Origin of the sequence: Helicobacter magdeburgensis (assembly GCF_000765825.2) — a bacterium.
GTDB lineage: Bacteria > Campylobacterota > Campylobacteria > Campylobacterales > Helicobacteraceae > Helicobacter_C > Helicobacter_C magdeburgensis.
Map to the genome: position 1 here is coordinate 122,027 of NZ_JRPE02000002.1, position 24,769 is coordinate 146,795.

Annotated in this window: 23 protein-coding genes and 1 tRNA gene; 13 read left to right on the forward strand and 11 right to left on the reverse strand. The window is 40.4% G+C overall.

The features are described from left to right. From serA to LS74_RS02005, 9 genes are all read right to left on the reverse strand, one after another. Positions 1-1,581, reverse strand: coding sequence for a phosphoglycerate dehydrogenase (gene serA, locus LS74_RS01965; protein ID WP_034587798.1), 1,581 nt, complete (start codon positions 1,579-1,581; stop codon positions 1-3). A 21-nt stretch (positions 1,582-1,602) separates the two neighbouring features. Next, positions 1,603-2,067, reverse strand: a complete 465-nt coding sequence (locus tag LS74_RS01970; RefSeq protein ID WP_034587800.1) for a hypothetical protein — start codon at positions 2,065-2,067, stop codon at positions 1,603-1,605. 14 nt (positions 2,068-2,081) lie between these two features. Next, on the reverse strand, positions 2,082-3,734 hold the full coding sequence (locus LS74_RS01975) for a 30S ribosomal protein S1 (RefSeq protein ID WP_034587801.1): 1,653 nt from the start codon (positions 3,732-3,734) through the stop codon (positions 2,082-2,084). A gap of 94 nt (positions 3,735-3,828) precedes the next feature. Beyond that, on the reverse strand, positions 3,829-4,650 hold the full coding sequence (locus LS74_RS01980) for a 4-hydroxy-3-methylbut-2-enyl diphosphate reductase (RefSeq protein ID WP_034587803.1): 822 nt from the start codon (positions 4,648-4,650) through the stop codon (positions 3,829-3,831). Further along, positions 4,651-5,964 carry a 3-phosphoshikimate 1-carboxyvinyltransferase gene (gene aroA, locus LS74_RS01985; RefSeq protein WP_034587804.1) on the reverse strand — a complete coding sequence of 438 codons (1,314 nt, stop codon included), beginning with the start codon at positions 5,962-5,964 and terminating at the stop codon, positions 4,651-4,653. Between the two features lie 51 nt (positions 5,965-6,015). Then, the gene (locus LS74_RS01990) at positions 6,016-7,377 is read right to left on the reverse strand and encodes an L-serine ammonia-lyase (protein WP_034587806.1); all 1,362 of its coding nucleotides are present in this window, start codon (positions 7,375-7,377) and stop codon (positions 6,016-6,018) included. Positions 7,378-7,438: 61 nt separating this feature from the next. Continuing rightward, the gene (locus LS74_RS01995; RefSeq protein WP_138128732.1) at positions 7,439-8,494 is read right to left on the reverse strand and encodes a sensor histidine kinase; all 1,056 of its coding nucleotides are present in this window, start codon (positions 8,492-8,494) and stop codon (positions 7,439-7,441) included. Next, positions 8,487-8,852, reverse strand: a complete 366-nt coding sequence (locus LS74_RS02000) for a hypothetical protein (RefSeq protein ID WP_034587854.1) — start codon at positions 8,850-8,852, stop codon at positions 8,487-8,489. The genes LS74_RS01995 and LS74_RS02000 overlap by 8 nt, the downstream gene beginning before the upstream one ends. A gap of 51 nt (positions 8,853-8,903) precedes the next feature. Then, the gene (locus LS74_RS02005; RefSeq protein ID WP_201274696.1) at positions 8,904-9,917 is read right to left on the reverse strand and encodes a flagellar basal body P-ring protein FlgI; all 1,014 of its coding nucleotides are present in this window, start codon (positions 9,915-9,917) and stop codon (positions 8,904-8,906) included. Between the two features lie 212 nt (positions 9,918-10,129). On the opposite strand from LS74_RS02005, the gene LS74_RS02010 reads away from it, so the two are divergent. Continuing rightward, a tRNA-Pro gene (locus LS74_RS02010) sits at positions 10,130-10,207 on the forward strand. Between the two features lie 222 nt (positions 10,208-10,429). Further along, the gene (gene metK / locus LS74_RS02015) at positions 10,430-11,590 is read left to right on the forward strand and encodes a methionine adenosyltransferase (protein ID WP_034587851.1); all 1,161 of its coding nucleotides are present in this window, start codon (positions 10,430-10,432) and stop codon (positions 11,588-11,590) included. A 63-nt stretch (positions 11,591-11,653) separates the two neighbouring features. Here metK and LS74_RS02020 read toward each other — a convergent pair whose 3' ends face one another. Both LS74_RS02020 and der read right to left on the reverse strand, forming a co-directional pair. Beyond that, the gene (locus LS74_RS02020; RefSeq protein ID WP_034587850.1) at positions 11,654-12,559 is read right to left on the reverse strand and encodes a PDC sensor domain-containing protein; all 906 of its coding nucleotides are present in this window, start codon (positions 12,557-12,559) and stop codon (positions 11,654-11,656) included. A gap of 146 nt (positions 12,560-12,705) precedes the next feature. Then, on the reverse strand, positions 12,706-14,289 hold the full coding sequence (gene der, locus LS74_RS02025) for a ribosome biogenesis GTPase Der (RefSeq protein WP_034587849.1): 1,584 nt from the start codon (positions 14,287-14,289) through the stop codon (positions 12,706-12,708). Positions 14,290-14,379: 90 nt separating this feature from the next. On the opposite strand from der, the gene LS74_RS02030 reads away from it, so the two are divergent. The 11 genes from LS74_RS02030 to nuoH all read left to right on the forward strand — a co-directional run bounded on the left by LS74_RS02030 (position 14,380) and on the right by nuoH (position 24,767). Beyond that, positions 14,380-15,291 carry a hypothetical protein gene (locus tag LS74_RS02030; protein ID WP_034587848.1) on the forward strand — a complete coding sequence of 304 codons (912 nt, stop codon included), beginning with the start codon at positions 14,380-14,382 and terminating at the stop codon, positions 15,289-15,291. Between the two features lie 52 nt (positions 15,292-15,343). Then, entirely contained in the window at positions 15,344-16,273 is a 930-nt protein-coding gene (locus LS74_RS02035; protein WP_034587846.1) for a ribose-phosphate pyrophosphokinase, read from the forward strand. 35 nt (positions 16,274-16,308) lie between these two features. Further along, on the forward strand, positions 16,309-17,094 hold the full coding sequence (locus LS74_RS02040) for a sulfite exporter TauE/SafE family protein (RefSeq protein ID WP_138128734.1): 786 nt from the start codon (positions 16,309-16,311) through the stop codon (positions 17,092-17,094). A 194-nt stretch (positions 17,095-17,288) separates the two neighbouring features. After that, a complete protein-coding gene (locus LS74_RS02045; RefSeq protein WP_014666945.1) occupies positions 17,289-17,693 on the forward strand; it encodes an NAD(P)H-quinone oxidoreductase subunit 3 in 405 nt (134 codons plus the stop codon). Continuing rightward, a complete protein-coding gene (locus LS74_RS02050; RefSeq protein ID WP_034588246.1) occupies positions 17,675-18,184 on the forward strand; it encodes a NuoB/complex I 20 kDa subunit family protein in 510 nt (169 codons plus the stop codon). The genes LS74_RS02045 and LS74_RS02050 overlap by 19 nt, the downstream gene beginning before the upstream one ends. Before the next feature lie 25 nt (positions 18,185-18,209). After that, entirely contained in the window at positions 18,210-18,953 is a 744-nt protein-coding gene (locus LS74_RS02055) for an NADH-quinone oxidoreductase subunit C (protein ID WP_034588244.1), read from the forward strand. Next, a complete protein-coding gene (gene nuoD / locus LS74_RS02060; RefSeq protein ID WP_034588242.1) occupies positions 18,950-20,179 on the forward strand; it encodes an NADH dehydrogenase (quinone) subunit D in 1,230 nt (409 codons plus the stop codon). The genes LS74_RS02055 and nuoD overlap by 4 nt, the downstream gene beginning before the upstream one ends. A 10-nt stretch (positions 20,180-20,189) precedes the next feature. Further along, on the forward strand, positions 20,190-20,417 hold the full coding sequence (locus LS74_RS02065) for an NADH-ubiquinone oxidoreductase subunit E family protein (protein WP_002956324.1): 228 nt from the start codon (positions 20,190-20,192) through the stop codon (positions 20,415-20,417). Next, entirely contained in the window at positions 20,414-21,253 is an 840-nt protein-coding gene (locus LS74_RS02070) for a hypothetical protein (RefSeq protein WP_034588240.1), read from the forward strand. The genes LS74_RS02065 and LS74_RS02070 overlap by 4 nt, the downstream gene beginning before the upstream one ends. Then, entirely contained in the window at positions 21,250-23,772 is a 2,523-nt protein-coding gene (locus LS74_RS02075) for an NADH-quinone oxidoreductase subunit G (protein WP_034588237.1), read from the forward strand. The genes LS74_RS02070 and LS74_RS02075 overlap by 4 nt, the downstream gene beginning before the upstream one ends. 5 nt (positions 23,773-23,777) lie before the next feature. Then, positions 23,778-24,767 (forward strand): NADH-quinone oxidoreductase subunit NuoH, encoded by a 990-nt coding sequence (gene nuoH / locus LS74_RS02080; protein WP_034548324.1) that lies wholly within the window; start codon positions 23,778-23,780, stop codon positions 24,765-24,767. Positions 24,768-24,769: the final 2 nt, after the last annotated feature.

Below are 24,769 nucleotides of genomic sequence, written 5' to 3' on the forward strand. Positions count from 1 at the left end.
CTATACATTTACAATCTTTACACCAAGACACGCAGGAATTGCTTCAAGCTCATTAATTGCCTCATTTGGCACATCTGAATCCACAAGAATAACCGCCATTGCCTCTTTATTTTGCCTAGCAAGGCGAAAATCGGCAATATTGACCTTATAATTCCCCAAAATACTTCCAACAAGCCCCACAACGCCCGGCACATCGGTATTTTTGAAAAATATCATCTTGCCCTTTGGCTCAATGTCAAACTGAAATTGGTTAATAGAAGTAATACGCAAATGCCTATCTTCAAATACCGCCCCGCTTAAGCTAATACTCTCATTTTGTGTGCTAAGCGTGATAGAAATGTGATTTTTATAAGTCTCACTTTGCTTTTTACAAATTGTCTTTAGCTCAATACCCCGCTCTTTAGCCACAAATGGAGCATTGACATAGTTTATCTTATCGCCCAAACTTGCATTTAAAGCCCCCACAAGCCCAAAGGTTTGCAGTGAATCTGCATATTCACTTATCTCGCCTTGTGCCTCTATGGCAATGGAAGTAATCACGCCCTTATTTGCCTGCACGGCTAAGAATCCAAGCTTTTGCATAAGCTCAAGGTAGGGCTTTACCATTTTTGGCAGCTCATTTTCTTTAACCGGGAGATTGAGTGCATTTGGATAGCTTGAGCCTCTTGCCGCTTCAATGGCAGCTTGTGCGGCTTGAATGGCGATTTGCTCTTGGGATTCTAAAGTATTAGCCCCGATATGTGGCGTTACATACACATTTGGCAGATTAAGCAAAGCATTATCAATAGCCGGTTCTTTATCAAATACATCAATCCCAGCCCATTTAATCTTGCCAGATTCTAATCCCGCATACAAATCCTTCTCATTATACAGCCCACCCCTAGCGCAATTTATTAAAATCACGCCATCTTTCATTTTTTCAATTTGCTTAGAGGTAATCATATTTTTTGTTTCAGCATTTTTGGGTGTGTGGATTGTGATAATATCACAGGAGAGAATCTCTTCAAAATTTGTCGTGTAATTGACACCTAAATCCGTAGCTTTTGATGGCAAAATATAAGGATCATACGCCAACACCTCCATTTCAAAAGCCTTTGCCCTAATGCCTACGCGACTACCGATATTCCCAAAGCCGATGATTCCTAGCTTTTTACCCTTTAGCTCAATACCATACCAATCTTCACGCTTCCATTTTCTTTCATTTTTAAGCTGCGTGTTTGCTCCGGGGAAGTTACGCACTGCATTAATCAAATGTGCCATTGTAAGTTCTACTGCTGCAATGGTATTTGCCGTAGGCACATTCATCACAACAATGCCCTTGCGTGAGCAGCCATCAATATCCACATTATCCACACCCACTCCAGCACGCACGACTGCCCGTATCTGCCCAGAAGATTCTAAAAACTTCTCATCAACATCTGTTGAGCTTCGCGTAATCACAACATCAGCACTTGCTATTCTACCAAGTAACTCATCTTTTGGAATAGAAGCGAGATTCTCCATTTCAACATCATTTTGAGCCAAAAGCAAATCAAGCCCACTTTGATGAATATGATCGCACACAATGATTTTATACTTCATAACACACTCCTTTTGTTTTGATTACTGCACACTGAAACTAAGACGATAATATTTTAAATCCGTCAAAAGCTTTTCATACATAGCCTCATCTGTCAAAAATACCATAAGCTTAAGGTTATCTCCTGACTTATAATAGGCAGATTCTATATTGTTTTGTCGTAACACCTGCTTCACACAAGCAAACTTATACTCATCTAAATCATTAATGCTAATTGAAGAAGGCATACCGCGTTTAGAATCTGCATCTGCAAAATCAAAGCGGACACTTAGCTCCGTAGCTGGATACGCATAAGGTAATTCATCACTATCAGTTAATGAGCCAAGCCAACTTTCATCTTGCTTTAGTTCATTTGTGTTAGTCTTTGGAAACTCAATAGGTTGAGCTTGGGGGTTTGGGGCGACAGAGATTTTATCAAAATACAACACACCATAAATCGCCCCACTCAAAACCGCTAAAAGCCCTGCAATAAATGCTAGCTTTTTCATTGCCTATTTATCTCCTAAAGGCGATTTTTAAGCTTATCGCCAAGTGTAATTTTCTCTTCAGCATTAAAAGCTTTGAGTGTTTCCTTTTCTTTTTGTCGCTCAAGTCGCTTGATAGACGCTCTCACTTTGTTATTCTCTTCGTCAATGTGAGTGATAACACACTCTATCTTTTGCCCTGAAACAATCTCATCTTTTTTAAGCGGATAAATATCATCATTGCGGATAAGGGCTTCCATCTCATCAATCTTCACAAACACGCCAAAATCTTTCACATCAATGACTTTTGCATTTACAACATCATCAACCTTATGCGTTTTTGCAAACTCTTTAGCCGGAGAATGATCTAAAAGTTTTTTAGACAGAGAGATACGCTCATTTTCCTTATCAATCTTAATGATTTTTACCTCAATCTCATCGCCAACTTTAAATTCATTCTTACATTTTAACTCTTTATCCCAAAACGCATCTTCATTATGCAATAATCCATCAACGCCATCAAGCTTTACAAAAGCCCCAAAATCAGTTAGCGTAGCGATTTTACCCTTGATAATCTCGCCCACTTGATGCGTTTTAGCAAACTTAGCAAAAGGCTTATCAAGCAGCCGTTTCAATGACACACGCAGTCTTTTACTCTCTGTGTCAATCTCAATAATCTCAACATCAATCTCTTGTCCCACGCTCAAATATTGCGAAGGGTGCTTGATATTCTTATCCCAAGAAATTTCAGAGATATGCAAGAATCCTTCAATATCATTTCCTAAATCCACAAATGCCCCATACGCTTCAATATTACTTACACTCACCTTAATCGCATAGCCTACTTCAAGCTCTTTTTCTATCTCTTTCCAAGGGTCATCACCTAGGGCTTTCATAGAGAGTGAAAGTCTGCGTTTTTTCTCATCATAGCCTAGCACTTTGACAACAACAGCATCACCCTCTTTGAAGTTCTTTACCGGATTCACGGGTCCCTTATGGCTAAGCTCTGTGTAATGCACCAATCCCTCAATCCCACCAATATCAACAAAAATACCAAAAGGAGCAATCTTAGCCACTACACCATTTTGCACACCATCATTTTCAAGGAGCTTGCTACTCATATTTTGACGATTCACATCATCAAGCTCAAAAAATCTCTTGCGTGAGACTACAATAGAATTATTCTCTCTATCAAGATTCACAATCGCTACTTTGTAAGTTTTACCAATAGCCTTATCATCTTCACGCACAGCAGAATCTCGGCGTGGCATAAACACATCTACGCCATCATATTCCAAAATAAAGCCACCCTTATTTTTCTTGATGACTTTTGCTTCAATGACTTTATCCTTATAATCATCTGCTAATTCCGCGATTTTCTCTACAATCTTGTGCATTTTCAACGCCTTTTTATAAGACGCACTTGGTCTGCCTCGCCCAGAAGTTACAAATACCTCAATCTTATCGCCCTTGTTAAAAAGCAGTTTCCCATTCTCATCTTGAATCTCGCTTAGTCGCAGTGAAGCCTCTATCTTTTCATTCGGCACAGCCACCATAGCATATTCATCATTTATCGCTACAATCTCGCCTGTCTGCATTGCTCCACTTACAACCCTACGCTCACTTGCCTCAAGCATAGCCGCAAAATCTTCTTCGCCTTCCAAGACTACATTATCCAAATTTACTAACATTGACGCCCTTTACCTTTTTAAAATTAAAATCCGCTTATTCTACCAAAGCAAACCTTGCCATAGCTTAAGAATGGCATTGTGTCATAAAAGATTCTTAAATTTGTTCTATTTTTGCCACAACATTTTGAATAATCCAATCCGGAGTAGAAGCTCCCGCGCTAACTCCACATAGTTTCTTATTTTCAAACCACGCCTTTTCTAGCTCATTTTCATCTTCTACCAAATAGCTATTCTCACAATATTTTTGTGCGATTTTTAAAAGCTGCTTTGTGTTTGAGGAGTTTTTCCCCCCAACGATAATCATCACATCTACTTCTCTGCTTAGCTCATCAACCGCAGATTGATTATCAAAAGTCGCATTACAAATAGTGTTAAACACGCGACATTCATTCACTTTTGTTGCTAAAAATGCCGCTATTTCGCCAAAAAGCTTAGGTTGCTTTGTTGTTTGGGATACAAGGGCTACTTTTTTCTTAAACTTCACATTTTCTAGCTCTTCCACACTCCCTGCGATAATCACATCTTCGCCATAACTTGCCACGCCCATCACTTCTGGATGATTGCTATCGCCAAAAATCACAATTTGATAGCCCTCATTTGACATCTTTTCTACAATATTTTGAGGCTTTGTTACAAAGGGGCAGGTTGCATCAACGATATGAATCTGCTGATTTTTTAAAGTCTCTAAATCACCCTTTGTAATGCCGTGCGTGCGGACAATCACACTTTGAAATTGTTGAGCTTGATTTAAAGTTTCACTTAAACTTACATTAAAATCTTTCTGCAATCGCCCTATCTCTTTAGCATTATGAATAAGCGGACCAAAAGTCGTGGCGTGTTTGTTTTTCTCCGCAATATTGATAGCTCTTTTTACACCAAAACAAAATCCGTATTTTTTCGCAAGTTTTACTTCCATTTATATATTCTCCACATCAGTAATTCGCCCTAAAAGCTCTAAAAAATTTGGAAATGATACATCAATACAAGCACTATCTTCAATCTCCCCGCCACACACAAGCTGGGCAATGGCAAAACTCATCGCAATGCGATGATCGCCAAAAGAGCTAACTCTAGCCCTTTTTAGCTCCCCGCCATTCACACTAAAGCCATCTTCAAATTCCTCACATTCTATCCCCATAGCGCGTAAATTTGTAATGGTAGCTAGGATTCTATCACTCTCTTTTACCCTTAGCTCCTTAGCATTCCGCACTTCACTCCGCCCCTTTGCCAAAGCAAAACACACACCAAGAGCAGGAAGTTCATCAATAAGCCACGCAATATTTTTATCCACTTGAACTGCTTGTAATCGCCCCCCTTGCACTTCAATATCCCCAATCTCTTCATAGAGTGAGCTTCTCACATTATAGCTCACTTTTGCCCCCATAGATTCTAGAATCTTAAAAGCCTCAATACGCGTTTTATTGAGCAACACATTTTTTAAAAGCACTTTTGATTCTAGCACACACGCCGCCACAGCAAAGAAAAACGCACTTGAAGGGTCAGCTGGGACTTCAAGCTTAAAAGATTCTAATTTTTTACAAGAGCCTTCAAACTCCACTTCATAGCCACCTGTCCCATTTGTCCCGCTTTGAATCTCACGCCCCTGTATTTTTACCCCCATACCTTTGAGCATATTCTCCGTGTGATTGCGGCTTAAAAGCGGCTCATAGAATCTGCATTTACCCTCTGTGTGTAATCCGGCTAAAATCATCGCACTTTTAACCTGCGCTGAAGCAATTTTGCTTTGATAATTAAAACTTTTTAGCCTTGCTCCTTGTATGCTTAAAGGAGCGTATTTATTCTGCTCTCTCCCCCTAATATCCGCCCCAATGGCAATTAAAGGCTCAATCACTCTCCCCATAGGACGCACATTTAAATACTCATCACCGCTTAAGACAAAATGCCCCTTTACTCCGCTTAAAAGCCCCGCATACAGCCGCATTCCTGTCCCTGCATTACCACAATCAAGCACTTGCTTTGGCTCTTGCAACCCTCCTTTTGGTGGGGTAAGATAGAACATATCCCCCTTTTTTTCCACCACAAGTCCCAGATTCTTAGCAATCTCCAAAGTATGCAGCGTATCCTCCCCTTCTAAAAATCCCTTTATCTCACAAGGTGCATTTGCTAAAAGGGCAAACATCGCCCCACGATGAGAGATTGACTTATCCGTAGCAATACTATCAAATTCTAGCTCAAATCTCTTTGCCGCCGCAATTTTTGTAATACGCATATATTCCCCTTAGATTCTAGATTCTGTATTTTTCAGCCCATTTTTATCACATCAGCACACGCTTGAAAGCGTCTTTGCCAAGCCACCAAGCGATGTTTCTTTATATTTGCGATTCATATCCTTGCCGGTTTGATACATTGTAGAGATAATCTCATCAAGCCCCACAATCGGCTTAGAAGTCCTACTCATCGCAATCCGCACCGCACTAATAGCCTTAATCGCCCCAAAGGCATTCCGCTCAATACAAGGCACTTGCACAAGCCCACCCACAGGATCGCAAGTCAGCCCCAAATGATGCTCCATAGCAATTTCTGCGGCATTACACGCCTTATTTATATCTGCTCCAAGGGTTGTTGCCATAGCGGCTGCTGCCATAGAACTAGCCGAGCCAATCTCCGCTTGACACCCAGCTTCCGCACCGCTAATTGACGCATTTCTTTTATACAATGAGCCAATCAGCATTGCGGAAAGCAAAAAATCTTCAATCAATTTGTCATTAAAGCCTATGGTATGATTTTTAAGATATAAAATAACAGCAGGTATCACCGCACAAGCCCCATTTGTCGGTGCGGTAACAACCTTGCCCCCCGCAGCATTCTCTTCAGCAATAGCAATAGCATACAATGAAACATAATCAATAATCCCAAAAGGATCAGTCGTTGGTTTTAATCGCTCACTTAGCCCCTTTGCCCTGCGGTGTAAGTGCATTTTGCCCGGCAATTCTAAACTTTGTGGATTACACCCACGATGATAGGAATCTTCCATTACCTGCCAAATCTCTTGGCAATAGCGTGAGATATGCTCTTGCGTGTGAAACTGCAACTCATACTCTAGCGATATTTGAGTGAGATTCTTATTTTTCTTTTCACACAGCTCTAATAAATGTGCAGCATTATCAATCTCTAAGGCAAAGTGAGATTCTACCTTAGCACTTCCTTGTAAATGAGACTCTAGCTCCTCTTGCGTAGCCACAAACCCACCACCCGTAGAATAATACACTTGAGATTCTATAATATTAGCATTTTCATCAAAAGCCGTGATTTTTAGGGCATTTTCGTGGAGTGGCAAAAACTCTTGTGAAAAAATCAAATCCTTTTCATAGTTAAAACTTATTTGTTTTTTTCCACACAGATTTAGAATCTGCCCCTGTAAGCAGTCATTTATGACCTTATGCTGAAGCTCCGCGGTGATAGTTTGTGCTTTTAAATCGCTTAAGCCCCAAAGGATAGCCTTATCACTTAAATGCCCCCTGCCTGTCAATGACAAAGAGCCATAGAGAATAATCTCCACTCTTTTTACAGATTCTATTTTAAAATCTACTCGCTCACAAAATAAATTCCCAGCCAACATCGGTCCAAGTGTATGAGAGCTTGAAGGACCTACACCGATTTTGAAAATGCTAAGATTGCTCATATTGCCACCCTTTAGAATATACTAGAATCTGCTGTTTCCACGCATTATAACAATATAAGGTTTAGTTTTTGGCAATCTTAACAAAAAAGGTTTTTTTTGTCTGTGAATCTTGTAATTCAATGCTCCCATTATGTGCTGCCACTATCTGCTGACACAACGCCAAGCCAAGCCCATTACCCTTTAGCTTTGTTGTTTTAAATGGCTCAAACAAAATATTTTTATCTTGAATCCCCACGCCATTATCGCTGATACTAAAACACCAAAAATCACTCTCATCGCTAAAAGTGATATTTACCTGCCCCGCTTCACACTCCCCCTCTTCAATAGCATCAATGGCGTTTGATAAAAAATTTTGTAGCACAATGCTTAATAAATCAAAATCCGCCAGAATCTCATTCACATCGCCACCACAAAGCTTAAAACTAAACTCAATAGGCTTTGAATAAGTATAATACCCAACACTATCATACAAATCAGATTCAAAATCAATAAGAGCGTGAATCTGCCTATTTGGATTTACACCCTTTGTAAAAAGCAAAGTCGCATTGATGAGTCGCTCCACTCGCCAAAGTGCCTTTTTCATCTCAAACACAAGCGGTTTTATCTGCTCATCACCCCTTTTAAGTAGGCTTGAAGTTAAAAGTGAGATTGAACCGATTGGATTGCGTATCTCGTGTGCCAAATGTGCAGATACCTGCCCCATAGAGGCTAGTCGCTCTTGGCGTTTTTGGTTAGTGATATGTGTCGCACTCATCACTTGCTTATCATTTTTTCTATTATTTTGCAAGAGATAAAACTGCCCTTCAAACTCCACCTCGTGTTCGCCCTCTTGTAGGTTAATAATACTTGGCAGCATAGATTTTAGCTTATTTGCGTGCTCATTTTGATAAAACACACTCTTATCAGCTTCCAGCACCCACACCGCTTGAGGTATCAGCTCTAAAACCCATTCATACAAAGCTTTAAGTGCATTAAAATCATTTTGAAGTTTTTTAAACTCCTGCTCCGTGCCATAGGTGCTTTGTATGAGTGTGGCTAAAGATTCAAGCAGGACACTTTTATCATCACTACTTAAATGCTGTAAAATCTCTGGGCTTATGATATTTTGATTATCCATAAGGATTTTTTACTCCATTAGTAAGTTTCGCGTTAGGCTTTGCTTTGCCTTGATTTTGCTGCTCTTTTAGGAAGTTAAAAAGTAGCTCACTATATCCAAAACTCCCACTTAGCTCTTGGCTTAAGTTATCAATATACATTGAGTGGTAAATATCGCTTCCAGCCTGTTTAGGATAGAGTGTATCATCATTTTTTATCGCTTGTTCTAACATAATCTTTAAAAGCAAAGATTCAAAATTATCTGTTTGCTCTTTTAGCTTTGCGTCCTCTTTTTGCGAATCCGCTGAATCTACACGCAATTTATTAGAATCTTTTGCCTTGTGAAAGTTCATTAACGCCATAGAAGTATCTACATTCATTTTTTCACTCCTTATTATTTTAAAACTTGATTTCAGCCTTTAGCTTCAATCTTACATCACTTCAATATCCGCACGCAACGCACCGGATTTTTTAATATTTTCAAGGATAGAGATGATATTTTTAGGTGTCGCACCCATTTTTTGTAACGCCTTAACCACGCTTGAAACCGTGGGCTTTGTGCCATTTACACTAGCGATTGTGCCTTGGGACTTACTCATTACAACATCATTATCTAGCTTTGTCACCTCTGGATCTTCTAAAATCTCATCAGAGATTTTAATCGTAATATCCCCGTGCGTTACCACCACAGGATCAATGCTAATGCCAACTCCCGCTACAATCGTGCCGGTTTTCTCATCTATGATGATTTTTTCCTTGCGTGAGTAGTCAATCTCCACTTCTTCCACAAGGGCTAGAAACTCCACCATACTAAGATTCTCTGGCTTTTTAAGCTTAATCGTCCTTGCATCAACAGCCACTGCTATCGCATCAGAAAACACGCTATTGAGTGTTTGCTGAATCTTTATGGCATTTTGCAAATCCGAGCTTTTAAGGCTTAGAGTGGCGTTTTCTTGATTATAAAGATTATAGTTTATCTCACGCTCCACACTCGCCCCGCCTACAATTCTACCCGATAATACACTCCCACTCTCTCCCATTGTGATATTGCCTTGAGCTAGAGCATAGATATTGCCATCAACTCCGGTAAGGGGTGTCATCACAAGCGTTCCACCGCTAATAGACTTCGCATCACCAATTGAAGAGACTAAAATATCAAGCTTATCACCCTGCCGTGCAAAAGGCGGTAAAGAAGCCGTTACCATAACCGCAGCGACATTTTTAGACTTAATATCATTTGCTGAAAGCTTGACATTGACACTTTCCAGCATATTAGCAATACTTTGCATTGTGAATTTTGACCCGCTCTTATCACCTGTGCCATTTAGCCCTATCACAAGCCCATAGCCCACAAGGCTATTATCCCTAATGCCGACAACTTGGGTGATTTGGCTTATTTTTTGCCCATATAGAGCTGAGATTCCAAACACTAGCCAAAAGGCTATAAGAACGAGTTTTATCTTGCTTAGTTTTACTTGGTTTAATCTTTGATTTAGCCTAAATTGACTTAGCTCAACCTGTCTCATTTCGCGTCCTTGCTACTTAAGATTCTATACAATTTTGCATATTTTGCGAGATTTTGAAGCAATTTGCATTCCTAGAATCTAAGGGCTAGACAAATTAACAAAATTTGATATAATACCGCTCTACTTTTTGACGGAGCATAGCGCAGCCTGATTAGCGCACACCCTTGGGGTGGGTGAGGTCGTGGGTTTAAATCCCGCTGCTCCGACCATTATTCTTTGTATGAATCCCTAACATAAATCAAAATATAATCAAATCCTAGCTACAATTTAGAATTTATCTATTCTATGTACCACAATTTGTTTCACATTGATTTTTTTTGAATTTCCCACTAGCTAGAGGATTCTAATAAAAAATCAAAATTACAATATGTAGTTTAACTTTTTGTGTTAGCATTCTGCTTTACAAAAATTTCAAATTACAAGGTGAGTTTATGAAAAAATCGTTTCTTTTCACTTCAGAATCTGTAACCGAAGGACACCCAGATAAAATGGCAGACCAAATCAGTGATGCGGTGCTTGACTACATCATTGAGCGCGATAAAAATGCGCGTGTAGCGTGTGAGACGCTTGTAAGCAATGGCTTTTGTGTCATCGCAGGCGAGCTCAAGACAAGCGTATATGCCCCTATGCAAGAGATCGCTAGAAAAGTCGTGCAAGAGATAGGCTACACAGACGCGCTTTATGGCTTTGACTACCGCAGTGCAGCGGTGCTAAATGGTATCGGTGAGCAAAGCCCAGATATAAATCAAGGCGTAGATAGAGCCGATGGCGAGATAGGTGCAGGCGATCAAGGGCTTATGTTTGGCTATGCCTGCCGTGAGACGCCTTCCCTTATGCCGCTGCCTATTTGGCTCTCCCACCGCATTACAGAAGGCTTAGCAGCAAAACGCAAAGATGGCACACTGCCCTTTTTACGCCCAGATGGCAAGTCCCAAGTTACCGTGCGTTATGAAGATGGCAAGCCTGTAAGCATTGATACAATCGTTATCTCAACACAGCACAGCCCAGAGACACAGCAAAGCCATTTGAAAGATTCAGTCATTGAAGAAATCGTGCAAAAGGTAATCCCGCAAGAATATCTCAACGATAATATCCGCTATTTTGTCAATCCCACAGGCAAATTTGTCATCGGCGGACCACAAGGCGATGCGGGGCTAACCGGGCGTAAAATAATCGTGGATACTTATGGTGGAAGCTGTCCGCACGGAGGCGGAGCATTTAGCGGGAAAGACCCCAGCAAAGTGGATAGAAGTGCGGCATATGCAGCACGATATGTGGCAAAAAATCTTGTCGCAAGTGGCGTGTGTGATAAAGCGGTGGTGCAGGTAGCCTATGCCATTGGCGTGGTAGAGCCTGTATCAATCCTTGTAGATACGCAAGGCACGGGCAAGGTGGAAGATTCTGTGCTGACAGAGTGCGTGAAAAAAGTCTTTAGACTAACCCCTAGAGGTATTATAGAATCACTTAACTTGCTTCGCCCTATTTATCGCAAAACGGCAGCGTATGGACACTTTGGACGAGAATTACCAGAATTTTCTTGGGAAAAAACAGATAAGGTTGAGGCGATTAGAGAGTTTTGTGGGGTGAAGTAGAAACTGAGACCATTTTAACTATCTCCTACCAAAGACTATTGGTAGGGGTTAATCTCACTTTTCCTATACCTTCTTATTCACCCCATAGGCAAATCTTACATATATAGCCAAAGCGATGAGCAAAAATGCCACGCCGCCGATGAGATACACCGCATAGAGTAGCTGCTCGGGCGCTGAAAAGGTGAATTTAAACACAAGCATCAAAGCTTCAATGGCAAGGGCTATGATGATGGAGCCAAGAAAGCGTATCATCGTCTTATGCACTGTGTAGCTTCTGCCGACATTTTTGCCTAACACCTCTTCTTCAAAAATCGCCTTGACTAAATCAAAAATTGCCAGAGCAAGGGTCAGCAAAATCGTAGATTCAAAAATATCTTTAATATCAAAGCTTTGAAAACGCAAAAGATCTTCTGACCAAAACCGCACTACCCCCTCCACCACAAGCAAGATGGCGATAAAACTTAAGGCAAGTGAAAGCACACAATACATTCCTACACTTAACATTGAAAAAATATGAAAAAAACGATTAGGCGAGCTAATCTTCAACGCATCACGCAGATGAATGTCAATACACACCACAAAAAGCAATTCGTGATTTTGATTATACACAGGATAGGCAGCCGTTACGACAAGATTCCCATCAATCTTTGAAGGATAAGGATTTGTGATGATACATCGCTGCTCGTCCAACGCCTCATAGTAATACGCACGATTTGAGAAGTTCGCCCCCGCATTTTCAATAATCCCATTGCTTTGAAACACATCGCTAATCTGCATTCCATTCTTATCCAAAATATACATCGCATCAAAAACTTTAATCTCATCTTTTATGCGTTTTAGCCCACTTAGCACGACTTCAAAGCTCGGCTCCGGCATAAAATTTTTAATATTCTGCGTAAAAAGAAAGGTAAGATACGCGCGTAATTCATAACGCATCTTCGCATAGGTAACAATATCTTTTGATAGCATTTTCACTCCTTTTTGGTTTTAGAATCTAGGCTAGATTCTAGCTTGGTTTTATAATGTATTCCTTACAGCCTTGTATGTCCTTGTGTAAAACTTTGGCAAATTCTTTCGTTTTGCCCCTATTATTTCAGCACATCAAACAAGCACACTCACACAAAACGCATATTTTTACTCTTTGTTGTTTTTGCTTCTTTGTCCTTTTTAGAATCTTTAGAATCCTTTTTAGCACCTTTAACATTTTTAGCCTGTTTCACATCTCGCTTCTTGCCAAATTTTGCGTCTTTTTGTTTTGTTGGCTCTATTTTTTCAGATTCTATACTTTCATTTTCCACTTCAGCCTTATTGTTTTTCCCCCGCACACTCAGCAGCAAAGGCACACCTTGAAAGTCAAAATGCTCCCTTAATACATTAATAATATACCGCTTGTAGCTAAAGTGCAAACTCTGTGGGCGATTGCTCACAAGGGCGATTTGCGGTGGGTGGGTAGCATATTGCGTAGCGTAGTAGATTTTAACAATCTTGCCGTGATCGCTTGGGATATGATGAGCTTGTGTCGCCTTTTCTACACATTCATTTAATACACTCGTTGGGATTCTATATGAAAATCGCTCATATACCTTTAGAATCTCGCTCTTTAGCTTCTCAATATTCCGCCCATTTAACGCAGATAAAGTCATCACCGGCGCAAAGGATAAAAAGCCAAATCTATGCTTAAACTCCGCCATAATCTCCTTAAATTCCTTATGCCGTTTGTCCCATTTATTCAGCACCACAATCACGCCTAGAGCGTGTTTTGGGATAAGAGAGCTAATCTTTTCATCAAGCTCTACAAAAGGCTCACTCGCATCAAGAACTAAAATGGCAATATGACTTTGAGCTAAGGCTTTGTTTGTGCGATCAAGGGCAAATTTTTCAATCCCTAGAATCTTACTAGAGCGGCGGATTCCAGCCGTATCTACAAAACGCACCTTTTGTCCTAAAATCTCACTCTCTTCATCAACAGGATCAATAGTTGTCCCCGCCACTTCACTCACCACACTTCTTTCTTTGCCAAGCAAGGCATTCAGCAGTGAGCTTTTGCCGACATTCACACGCCCAATAATCCCAACAGCAATACACTCTTCACTATCTTTATCTTGCTCCTTAGAATCTAGCGTATCTAAAAACTCCTCCAAGCTCTCATCGTTAGATTCTGTATCGTTTTCAAATTGAAACTTCAGCATAGCATTAAGATTCTGCTCCTTTGCTAAATCCAAAAGCTCAAACATCATCTCCAGCAAAAGGCTTAAGCCACGATTATGCTGCACGGAGATAAAGCTCATCTCTTTGGCACCAAAGGAGCTAAAATCCCACGCTCTTTGCTTAATCTTGTCATTATCTACCTTATTTACCACAAGTATCAAGGGCTTTTTCAAACGCTGAATCTTACGAAAATAGGCTATATCATCATCTTGTGGCAAAAAGCTTCCATCTACCATATACAGCACTAAATCCGCCTCTGCCCCAGCTTTGAGCGAGTTTTCACTCACTTGAGCAAATAGCCCTTGAGTCTTTTCAATCCCGCCTGTATCCATAAGCTCCACACTCACCCCGCTAATCTCAAAACACGCCTTTTTCACATCACGCGTTGTGCCACTCATATCTGAAGTAATAGCCAAATGCTGCTTGATAAGGCGGTTAAAAAGGGAACTTTTGCCGACATTTGGCTTGCCTAAAATCGCTATTGTTTTCATTACACTACTCTTAAATAAAATCTTTTTCTAACGATATGTTAGCTAAAGTTGTGTTTTTTCTTAATAAAACTTCATAAAAGGATTCTAAAAATGCGGAAGTTTTTTATATGTGTTGGGATATGTTGGCTTTCTTTTGGGATTGCAAAAGATTTAGACACCACATCGCCAAACAGCACAGATTCTATCATCGCTGATTTTAATGAAGTAGAAACAAAGCTAGATTCTCAAAAAGATACAGAATCTCAAACTCACGCAAATCAAGTTCATACAAGTGATGAAGTCCCGCAAGATTCACAAAATATAGCAGAAAATACAGAATCTATAAGTTTAGAATCTAATTCACAAGAGCAATCCCCAGCACTTTTTGTGGATTCCACCCTTGATTCTGTGTTGGCAGATTCTTTACAAAGTGTGAGTTTAGAATCCCAGCAAGATTCAAAACCCCAAGCACAAGCAGATTCTGTTTCTTTGGAAAATGACATATTTGTGAATGAGGGCGGAATTTTCCCTTTACAGGATAAAGATGCGGAGATTTTGCTCTATGGCGATACTTATGTGCTTGTGCCACAATCTAAAGCCCTGCTTTCATTCCTTAATCAGCAAAATTCAACAATCAATGCCCGCACACTCAAATCAAGCTCTAGCACGACACAAATCTACAATCAGGGCAAAGATATACTCTTTTACTACTCAAGCAAGAAAGGCTCAAGCCTTTATGACAAAATCGCTCCAAAACGCTTCAAACTCATACTTGAAGAGCTAAGTGAGCCAAATAAAGAGCCAAAAGAGATTAAGCAAGTTTATGCCATTACGCAATTTGATGAGAAGATTCTAAACTCGCCTTGCCATATCGTGCAAACACGGCAGTTTATCCGTGATAGGAATAAAAGTGAAATGCTCATTAACCTTGATAGAAAAATCAATCCAAGATTACTAAGCGAAGGGAAGCTAGAGCTATTTTTAGAATGCAGCATCACTGAAAATGAAGATATTTTTAGCTAAATGTAAAAGGAGTTTGTTATAATGCAAAAATCTCATTCCAAAGGCTATTTTTATGCGTGGTTTTAAAATTTTTAGTGGGTCAGCCCATACGCTTTTCAGCAATGAACTTGCCAAATATCTTGATATATCTCTCTCAAAAGCAACAATCAATCGTTTTAGCGATGGTGAAATCAATATCCAAATCGGCGAATCTGTGCGTGGCAAGGATATTTTTATCATTCAGCCCACTTGCGCTCCAACAAATGATAATCTTATGGAGCTTCTTATTATGACCGATGCGTTAAAACGCAGTGGGGCAAATAGCATTAATGCCGTCATTCCCTACTTTGGCTATGCAAGGCAGGATAGGAAGGCTGCCCCTCGCGTGCCAATAAGTGCCAAGCTTGTGGCAAATCTCATTGAGCAAAGTGGCATTGATAGGGTGATTACAATGGACTTGCACGCCGGGCAGATTCAGGGCTTTTTTGACATTCCTGTGGATAATCTTTATGGCTCAATCGTATTTGCTGATTACTTACGACAAAAACCGTTTAAAAACCCCATTATCGCTTCGCCTGATATTGGCGGTGTGGCAAGGGCTAGGTATTTTGCCGATAGAATGGGAATGGACTTAGTCATTGTAGATAAAAAGCGTGAAAGGGCAAATGAAAGTGAAGTGATGAATATCATCGGCGATGTGAGCGGGAAAGATGTGATTTTAGTAGATGATATGATTGACACCGCAGGGACTATGTGTAAGGCTGCTGATGTGCTAAAATCGCGTGGGGCAAATAGCGTAATGGCTCTAGGCACACACCCCGTGCTAAGCGGACCAGCCATTGAACGCATTGCTAAAAGCTCACTTGATGAAGTTGTGGTAACAAACTCTATCCCCTTGCGACTAGCCCATCCCAAAATCAAAGTCTTAAGCGTAGCACCGCTTTTTGCCGAAGTCATACGCAGAATCTATCACAATGAAAGTGTCAATTCACTCTTTATCTAAGGTTAGATTCTAAGCTCAAGTGCAGGATTCTATCAATGGAGCATATAGAAATTGCCACACTTTTAAGCATTGCTTTTTTTGCTTCTTTAGGGCATTGCGTGGGAATGTGTGGGGGCATTGTGGTAGCTTATACAAGCTTGTATCAAGCCCATAAAACCCATAGGAACGCTAAAACTCACTCTTTAGAATCTAGCAAAGATTCCTTAAATGCCACTACACAAACACAAGGGCAGAATTTACAAGATTCTAAATTCTCATCGTTATTCACGCAATTTTTCACTCAAATCCCCCTGCACCTAAGCTATCATACCGGCAAAATCACTACTTACGCCACACTTGGCTTTATCGCTGGAAGTTTGGGACATTTTCTTAGCTTAAACGAGCAGATTAAGGCTGTTATCTTACTTATAGTGGGAATCTTGCTTGTGCTTTTTGGACTATCTAGCTTTAATTTTGCTAGGCTTAATGCCCTTTTTAGCTCTCTCACACCAAAGCCTTTGCAAAAGCTCATTTCTCTCACTCGTCCCTTTTTGCTTAAGCCTTCACTTTGGCGTATATACATACTCGGTTTGCTCAATGGCTTACTGCCTTGTGGGATAGTGTATTATTTTTTACTTACAGCTACAATCGCTGGGAATGGGCTAAATGGAGCGATTGTAATGATTCTTTTTGGAGTTACGACCATTCCACCACTATTCACACTTGGAATCTTAAGCACAGCCCTGCAAAACAAACGCCTTCTCTTTTTACGCATTGGTGCAGTTGGTATGATAATCTTTGGTTGTTATGAAGTCTATAAATCACTTGGGTATTTAATATAAGCCATAACAAGCCTTAATTTACACAACTTTTATATCTGTGTAGAATCTACCTAAATCAATAATCACACATAGTTTTGGGAGTAAAAAAGTAACTCTTTTTTAATATTTGTAAAGTATTTTTTAACCAAACATACTGATTTTTAGAATCTATACACTACAATCGCACACAAATTACAACAACAAAAAGGAACAAGATGAGTCATTCTGTCTTTGAACATCCATATTTTGGCGTTTTTGTGCTGTTTGTGCTGACAAGTGTTGCTTTTACACTCACACTAAGACTGCAACGCATTATCTCAAGAAAAATGGCAAAAAAGGATAGAGAAAAGCTCAAACTCTCAACCTACGAGTGCGGTCCTACCCCAAATAAGCAGCAAAATAGAATCTCCACACACTTTTTTATCCTTGCCCTACTTTTTATCCTTTTTGATATTGAAGTGATTTTTATGATTCCTTGGGCGATAGATTTTAAATATTTCACATACATTGGACTTGGCAATTTTGTGTTTTTTGAAATGTTAAGCTTTATTGCCTTTTTGGTTGTAGGATTTATCTACGCGTGGAAGAAAGGAGCATTATCGTGGCAGAGCATCAAGTAAATTATACGCAAAGTGCGGGACTTCCCATCGCCCTTAGCAGTGTGGATAAACTGCTAAATTGGAGTAGGAGCAATTCACTTTGGGGGCTTACCTATGGCTTAGCGTGCTGTGCGATTGAGATGATGGCAACAGGTGGTAGCCGCTTTGATTTAGATAGATTCGGGACAATCTTTCGTGCTTCGCCTAGACAGGCGGATTTGATGATTGTATCAGGGACGGTAACAAAAAAACACGCCGAGTTTGTCCGCCGACTTTACGATCAAATGCCCGAGCCAAAGTGGGTCATCTCTATGGGGAGCTGTGCCAATACGGGCGGAATGTTTAATACTTATTCAACCGTTCAAGGGGTGGATAGGATTATCCCAGTTGATATTTACCTGCCCGGCTGTGCGCCTAGACCAGAGACTTTACAATATGCGGTTATGGTGCTTCAGCAAAAAATCCGCAAACAAAAAGCTATCCCGCAAATCAAACCAAAGCGACTTGTATGAAAGCCAAATACACAAGAGGTGCAAAATGATACGACAAAATCCCCCTAAGGCTAACGCACAAAAAAGTGTATATTACACAAACCGCTTTGATGTAATGCCAACTTCGCCAATGCTCCCTTTGGGTGAGTCTCAATCTTTTCTCCAAGCCCTGCATACACCTATCACACAAAGCTATATCCAAAATGACCTCATCACGCTTTGGATAGAATCTACGCAGATTCTACCACTCATTAAAGAGCTATACGCTTTGGGCTATGATTTTTTAACAGAGATGAGTGCGATTGATAAGCTAGAAGAAAATAATGAATTTGAGCTTTTTTACCTGCTTCTTAAGCTTGAAGACACAAGCTCCAAACGCCTTAAAATAAAAACAAAAATCAAAAAAGGGGAGCATATCGCTTCACTCACTCCACTCTTTAAAAGTGCGAATTGGAGTGAAAGGGAATGCTTTGATATGTTTGGGGTTATCTTTGATGGACACCCTTATTTACAAAGGCTACTTATGCCAAAAGATTGGGTAGGACACCCTTTGCTTAAAAGCTATCCTTTGCAAGGCGATGAATATGCTGCGTGGTATGAGGTAGATAAAATCTTTGGAAAAGAGTATCGGCAGATTATTGGACCAGAGCAACGCGATAGTGCAAGGATTGATAGAAATGATGATAAAAATTTCTCTGCCATTAGTTTTGAATCTCGCTATCAAGAATCTAAAGCTCCAGCCCTGCTGAAATCCTTTAAGTCAAGCAAGGAATTGAAGGAACGCCGATGAAGCAAAACTACACGAAACTCAAACCAAACTTTGAAAATATCTTTTTTGAACAAGAAAATGACAAAATGGTCGTCAATTTTGGACCACAGCACCCTTCAGCTCACGGACAGCTCCGCCTTATCCTTGAACTAGAAAATGAAAAAATCATCAAAGCCACACCTGATATTGGTTACCTTCATCGCGGTATTGAAAAAATGGCTGAAAATATGATTTACAACGAGTTTATGCCAACAACAGATAGGCTAGACTACATTGCCGCTACAAGTAACAACTACGCCTTCGCCCTAGGGGTTGAAAAGCTCATAGGTGTGGAAGTGCCACTGCGTGCTAAAGTCATTCGCACGATGCTTTTAGAGATTAATCGCATTATCTCGCATATTTTCTTCCTTGGCGTTCACGGTATGGATGTTGGGGCGTTATCTATCTTTTTGTATTGCTTTATTGAGCGTGAGTATGGGCTTGATTTGATGGAGGATTATTGCGGGGCTAGGCTTACACATAATGCTATCCGCATAGGCGGTGTGCCACTTGATTTGCCGCATAATTTTTTACAAAGTGTGGAAAGATTTACCCAAAGTGTGCCTAAAACGCTTGATCTTGTGCGTGGGCTACTTGATAAAAATAGAATCTGGCGTATAAGGCTTGAAAATGTGGGTGTAGTCTCACAAGATTTTATTAAGCAGTGGGGCTTAAGTGGGATTATGGCACGAGGCAGTGGGATTAAGTGGGATATTCGCAAACATAATCCCTATGAGCTATATAATGAGCTTGATTTTGAAGTGCCTGTGGCAAATGAGGGCGATTGCTATGCGCGTTATCAACTCTATATTGAAGAGATTTATGAATCTATTAAGATTCTTAAGCAGCTTATGACTATGTATCCAAATACACCAAGTGAGATAATGGCAAAAGACGCCCGCTATATCTCTGCTCCAAAAGAGGATATTATGACGCAAAACTATTCTCTTATGCAGCATTTTGTGCTTGTTACACAAGGTATGCGTCCGCCTGTTGGGGAAGTGTATGTCCCAACTGAATCTCCAAAAGGGGAGCTAGGATTTTTTATCAACTCTCAAGGAATGCCCTCTCCGCATAGGCTCAAAATCCGCACACCGAGCTTCTATCACACAGGAGCGTTACAAGAGCTTTTAGTAGGACATTATGTAGCGGACATTCCAACAATTATTGGTTCAACAAATATCGTATTTGGCGAAGTGGATAGGTAAAAGGAGAGATATGAGACGATATGATTTGCGACATTTGGCAAATGACTTTGAAAAGCGATTAAGTGAGCTGTGCGATGAGCTTTCTCAAGGAGAAGTGGCGATATTTCTCTTTGAAGTGAGAGATTTTAATAATGTCCAAAAAGCCATTGATTGTGTGCTTAATCGTGGTGATGAGTTGCTGAATAGTTTGCGATTTAATGAAGTGGATTGGAGTATTGTTGTAAGGAGAGCAAAATGAAAGCCTTTGCTAGAATCTTAAGCAATATTTCAAATAAGCCCATACAAACAAATTTAACAAGCCACAAAACACTTCTAAGCTTTGGCTATTTATGGGAAAAGATAGATACGGATTCTAAACTTTTTATTCTACATCCGCTTCCATTGCTTGAAAACAATGAGCAAATTACACATTTTGCTAGATATGAAGTTGGCACGGAATTTGGTGTAGCGTGGCTTTTAGCCCACACGCTTTTATCTGCATTTCAACCAAATGGGATAGATTCTGCCCTTACATCAAAGCTTGATGATATGCTTGATAAGCTTGATGTGGGCTTTCTCTCTTCAGAATCTAATCTCGCAGAAGAAGAGCTAGAAAAACTTAAAATCTTTCTCAACCCTTCAAGCTTTGCTCTTGTGCTAGGCTCTGAACTAGCCCAGCACCCAAATGCCAAGGACATTGCCCATATACTTGGGCTTTTAAGCAAACTCACAAATATAGAAATCATTATGCCTGAACTCATAGATTCTATTAGCCCAAGTCAAAGTGTGGAGATTAGTCTCTCGCCTTGTGAGCAACTCCCAGAATCTAATGGCAATTTTATCTACATTATGCCTAAGTGCGACTATGCTAACACAATAGATTTACCCTTGCTTAAAGCACCACCGCTTTTTGCTCCAGCATTCAAATTGCAGGATAAAACAAGCATTACACTAGGCTTTGAATCCCAGCAGATTCTAACGCAATGTCAATATGATAGCTCACTCAAAGGCACAATCGCCCTTTTATATCTCCCTGATGTGTCTAATAATGTCAATCTAGGCTATCCTTACAAAAAAGTAGAGGTGATATTATGAGTAAAATTACCATTACAATCAATAATCAAGCTATCTCTTGCGTTGAGGGAGAGAGTATCCTTAGTATCGCGCGTAAAGAGGGCATTGAGATTCCAGCGATTTGCTATCTCTCCGGCTGCTCTCCTACTATGGCGTGTAAGCTCTGTATGATAGATGCTGATGGGAAACGCAGCTATTCTTGCAACACAAAGGCAAAAGATGGTATGAATATCCTTACCCATACGCCCGAGATTATGGAAGAACGCAATGCCATTATGCAAAGCTATGATGTCAATCACCCACTGCAATGCGGTGTGTGCGATAAAAGCGGGGAATGTGAGCTACAAAACTACACGCTTAAAATGAATGTTACTTCGCAAAATTATCACATTAGAGAAAATGACAAGCCCCATAAAACTTGGGCAAAAGTCGTCTATGACCCGAATCTTTGCATTATGTGTGAGCGATGTGCCACAACCTGTAAGGACAACTTAGGGGAGAATAACTTAAAAGCACAAAAGGCGGATTTAGAAGTGCTTGACACAGCAGTATGGAAAGAGAAAATGCCAAAGGACGCCCTAAGCGTGTGGGCTAGAAAGCAAAAGGCTTTAATCGCATTTGTAGGCGAAACGCCTTGCTTTGACTGCGGAGAGTGCATTAGCGTATGTCCTGTGGGGGCATTAAGCACAAATGACTTTAAATACAAAGCCAATGCGTGGGAACTCAAAAAGATAGATTCTACCTGTCCGCACTGCCCTATGGGCTGTAAAATCACCTATGATGTCCGCCACAATGACAGCCTTGGCACACCCCATATTTTCCGCGTAAAAAATGACTTCTACTTTAATCCCATTTGCGGGGCGGGACGCTATGCCTATGATGTTAGCTCAAGCCCACAGCCCAAACAAAATCTACAAACTGCTATTAACGCCTTTAAGAACGCGGATTCTATTAATGTAGGCAATCAAACGACAAATGAAGAAGCCTTTGTGCTAAATCACATCGCTAAGATACAGAATCTCACACTTCACAACCAAGAAGCCCTAGATTTTAAAAACTTTATTAATGCCTTTTTGACACACGCTCAAAAGACAAATCTCAATCATTTAGATGAGTTTAAAAATGCACAAAATGTCATTATCCTAGGCAGTGCGATAAACTACCAAGTGCCGACTTTACGCTATATGCTAAATAATAAACTTAAACTCCAAAAAGGCTCTAACGCTATCTATATGCACCCGCTCAATGATACGCTGATGACAAGCCTAAGCAAATCACTCACGCACATTGCCTATCGCGAAGATGCCCTAGGCGTTGCTGTTGGTGCGATTGCTCTTGCGTATTTAGAGAATGTAGAAAATAATGAATATGCAGAATCTCACACATTACGGCAGATTCTAGCACCCCTGCTTGAAAGTAAAACCACCATTACAACGCCCATTGAAAGAGAAATGAAAAAGACTATTACAAGCACAAATGAGGCAGGAGAGAAGATAGAGCAAGAGATTACAGAAATAATAAAAGAGACAAAAGAAGAAGTGAAGTTTCAAGCCTTGCTTGAAGCCAATATCAATGAGTTTGACGCACTAAAGCTTATACTTCAAAATACCCCCCTGCTTGTGCTTGGGGCAGAAGTATATGAAAATCCACAAGCACAGATTCTAGCTCACATTCTTGGAATCTTAGAGCATAAAGGCGTGTTAAAAGTATTACTCATTCCACCATTTGCTAACGCCCTTGGACTAGCGATGATTTGTGATTTTAGCCCAAAAAGAGCAGATTCCACATACAGCATAGGCTACCGCACAAGCGGGGATTTTGTGTGTGAATCTGATTGTGTTAGCATAGATGATAGCCAAAAATGTGCTACACAATCGCCTGATTTTATTTTGCCTGCCATCAATCAGCTGGAGGGCACTTATACAAGCATTGATAGCAGAATCTTGCCCCTAAAACCTGCCCTTACATTTAAAGGCTATGATTTAAGCGATATTGCTAAAGCCTTTGGTATGAAGGGGGAATATCTCATTGACTACACAAGCCTTATTTGTGGCTGTGAGTTTGATGACTTTGAGAATAAGTTTGCCAATGATGGCACTGATATGCGGGGCTATCGCTTCAAATCAATCGCCCTAACACCACTAGCAGAATCTCAATCTAATAAGCTAGAGCTACCGCATTATCAAACTTATAATGCCTACAAACTCCACTCACCATCACAATTTAATGCCTACACCGCTTCAAGTGTGCATTTACAAAATAAGATGGGCATTTATGTCAGCAACGCATTATTTGCGGAGTTAGGCATAAAAGAAGGAGATTTAATCACGCTTTGGGATTCTACAACGCAAGTAAGCGGGGCATTATACATAGATCATCGCTTGAGTGAGCCATATTTCCTTATCAATCCTATGCTTAAAGGGGCGGATAGAATCTTTGCTCAAAATCAATGGGCTAAAGTGGAGCTAAAGACAGCCGAGCTAAGCGGCAAAATGACTGAATCTAAGCCCGAATCCGAGCCTACAAGGAGTGCGTTATGAGTGATTTGACTGGTGGCATAATTGAAACCATTCTTAAGATTCTAGTTGTTTTGCTTATTTTTTCAGCCTTAGCTGGGTTTGGCACTTATTTAGAACGCAAAGTCTTGGGCTTTTTTCAAAAACGCATTGGACCAAACTATGTGGGACCTTATGGCTTATTGCAGGTTGTTGCCGATGGGATTAAGCTTTTTACAAAAGAGGATATTATCCCGCAAAATGCTATAAAACCCATATTTATCTTGGCACCATCAATTGCCGCTATAACGGCTTTTGTCGCTATGGCACCTATACCTTTTTTTCCTGAATTTGAGCTATTTGGCTACACGATTCGCCCTATTATTGCTGATATTAATGTTGGAATCTTATTTATCCTAGCGGTTGGATCTTGTGGGATTTACGCACCACTTCTTGCTGGACTAAGCTCTGGGAATAAATGGTCGCTTATTGGCGGAGCAAGGGCGGCTTTGCAGTTTTTGAGCTTTGAAGTGATTACTATGCTATCCCTCCTAGCACCTTTGATGATTGTAGCTTCCTTATCGCTTGTGGATATTAACAACTACCAGCAAGGTGGTATATTTGATTGGCTTTTGTTTAAACAACCCCTTGCGTTTGTGCTTTTTCTTATTGCTGCGTATGTGGAGCTTAACCGCACACCTTTTGACTTGCTTGAACACGAGGCAGAGCTTACAGCCGGATTTGCAAGTGAGTATAGTGGGCTAAAATGGGGTATGTTTTTCATCGGCGAATATGCTAATATGTTCGCAACTGCCTTTATTCTAAGCCTTATCTTTTGTGGCGGATTTAATGATTTAGGCTTTATCCCCGGTGGCATTGCTATTTTGCTAAAAGTATGCTTTTTTATCTTTTTATTTATGTGGGTGAGAGCTTCATTCCCACACGTGCGACCTGACCAGCTTATGCGTATGTGCTGGAAAGTGATGCTTCCCCTTGCACTTTTAAATGTGCTTATCACTGGTTGTATTTTACTTCTCTAGGA

Excerpts from the sequence above, each read along its gene's own strand:
- LS74_RS02065 (WP_002956324.1), top strand. The coding sequence starts at position 20,190 with ATGAGACGATATGATTTGCGACATTTGGCAAATGACTTTGAAAAGCGA.
- nuoD (WP_034588242.1), top strand. The coding sequence starts at position 18,950 with ATGAAGCAAAACTACACGAAACTCAAACCAAACTTTGAAAATATCTTT.
- LS74_RS02045 (WP_014666945.1), top strand. The coding sequence starts at position 17,289 with ATGAGTCATTCTGTCTTTGAACATCCATATTTTGGCGTTTTTGTGCTG.
- LS74_RS01975 (WP_034587801.1), bottom strand. The coding sequence starts at position 3,734 with ATGTTAGTAAATTTGGATAATGTAGTCTTGGAAGGCGAAGAAGATTTT.
- LS74_RS02000 (WP_034587854.1), bottom strand. The coding sequence starts at position 8,852 with ATGAATGTAGATACTTCTATGGCGTTAATGAACTTTCACAAGGCAAAA.
- LS74_RS02055 (WP_034588244.1), top strand. The coding sequence starts at position 18,210 with ATGATACGACAAAATCCCCCTAAGGCTAACGCACAAAAAAGTGTATAT.
- aroA (WP_034587804.1), bottom strand. The coding sequence starts at position 5,964 with ATGCGTATTACAAAAATTGCGGCGGCAAAGAGATTTGAGCTAGAATTT.
- LS74_RS01970 (WP_034587800.1), bottom strand. The coding sequence starts at position 2,067 with ATGAAAAAGCTAGCATTTATTGCAGGGCTTTTAGCGGTTTTGAGTGGG.
- LS74_RS02020 (WP_034587850.1), bottom strand. The coding sequence starts at position 12,559 with ATGCTATCAAAAGATATTGTTACCTATGCGAAGATGCGTTATGAATTA.
- metK (WP_034587851.1), top strand. The coding sequence starts at position 10,430 with ATGAAAAAATCGTTTCTTTTCACTTCAGAATCTGTAACCGAAGGACAC.
- LS74_RS02035 (WP_034587846.1), top strand. The coding sequence starts at position 15,344 with ATGCGTGGTTTTAAAATTTTTAGTGGGTCAGCCCATACGCTTTTCAGC.
- serA (WP_034587798.1), bottom strand. The coding sequence starts at position 1,581 with ATGAAGTATAAAATCATTGTGTGCGATCATATTCATCAAAGTGGGCTT.
- der (WP_034587849.1), bottom strand. The coding sequence starts at position 14,289 with ATGAAAACAATAGCGATTTTAGGCAAGCCAAATGTCGGCAAAAGTTCC.
- LS74_RS01995 (WP_138128732.1), bottom strand. The coding sequence starts at position 8,494 with ATGGATAATCAAAATATCATAAGCCCAGAGATTTTACAGCATTTAAGT.
- LS74_RS01990 (WP_034587806.1), bottom strand. The coding sequence starts at position 7,377 with ATGAGCAATCTTAGCATTTTCAAAATCGGTGTAGGTCCTTCAAGCTCT.
- LS74_RS02070 (WP_034588240.1), top strand. The coding sequence starts at position 20,414 with ATGAAAGCCTTTGCTAGAATCTTAAGCAATATTTCAAATAAGCCCATA.
- LS74_RS02040 (WP_138128734.1), top strand. The coding sequence starts at position 16,309 with ATGGAGCATATAGAAATTGCCACACTTTTAAGCATTGCTTTTTTTGCT.
- LS74_RS01980 (WP_034587803.1), bottom strand. The coding sequence starts at position 4,650 with ATGGAAGTAAAACTTGCGAAAAAATACGGATTTTGTTTTGGTGTAAAA.
- LS74_RS02030 (WP_034587848.1), top strand. The coding sequence starts at position 14,380 with ATGCGGAAGTTTTTTATATGTGTTGGGATATGTTGGCTTTCTTTTGGG.
- LS74_RS02075 (WP_034588237.1), top strand. The coding sequence starts at position 21,250 with ATGAGTAAAATTACCATTACAATCAATAATCAAGCTATCTCTTGCGTT.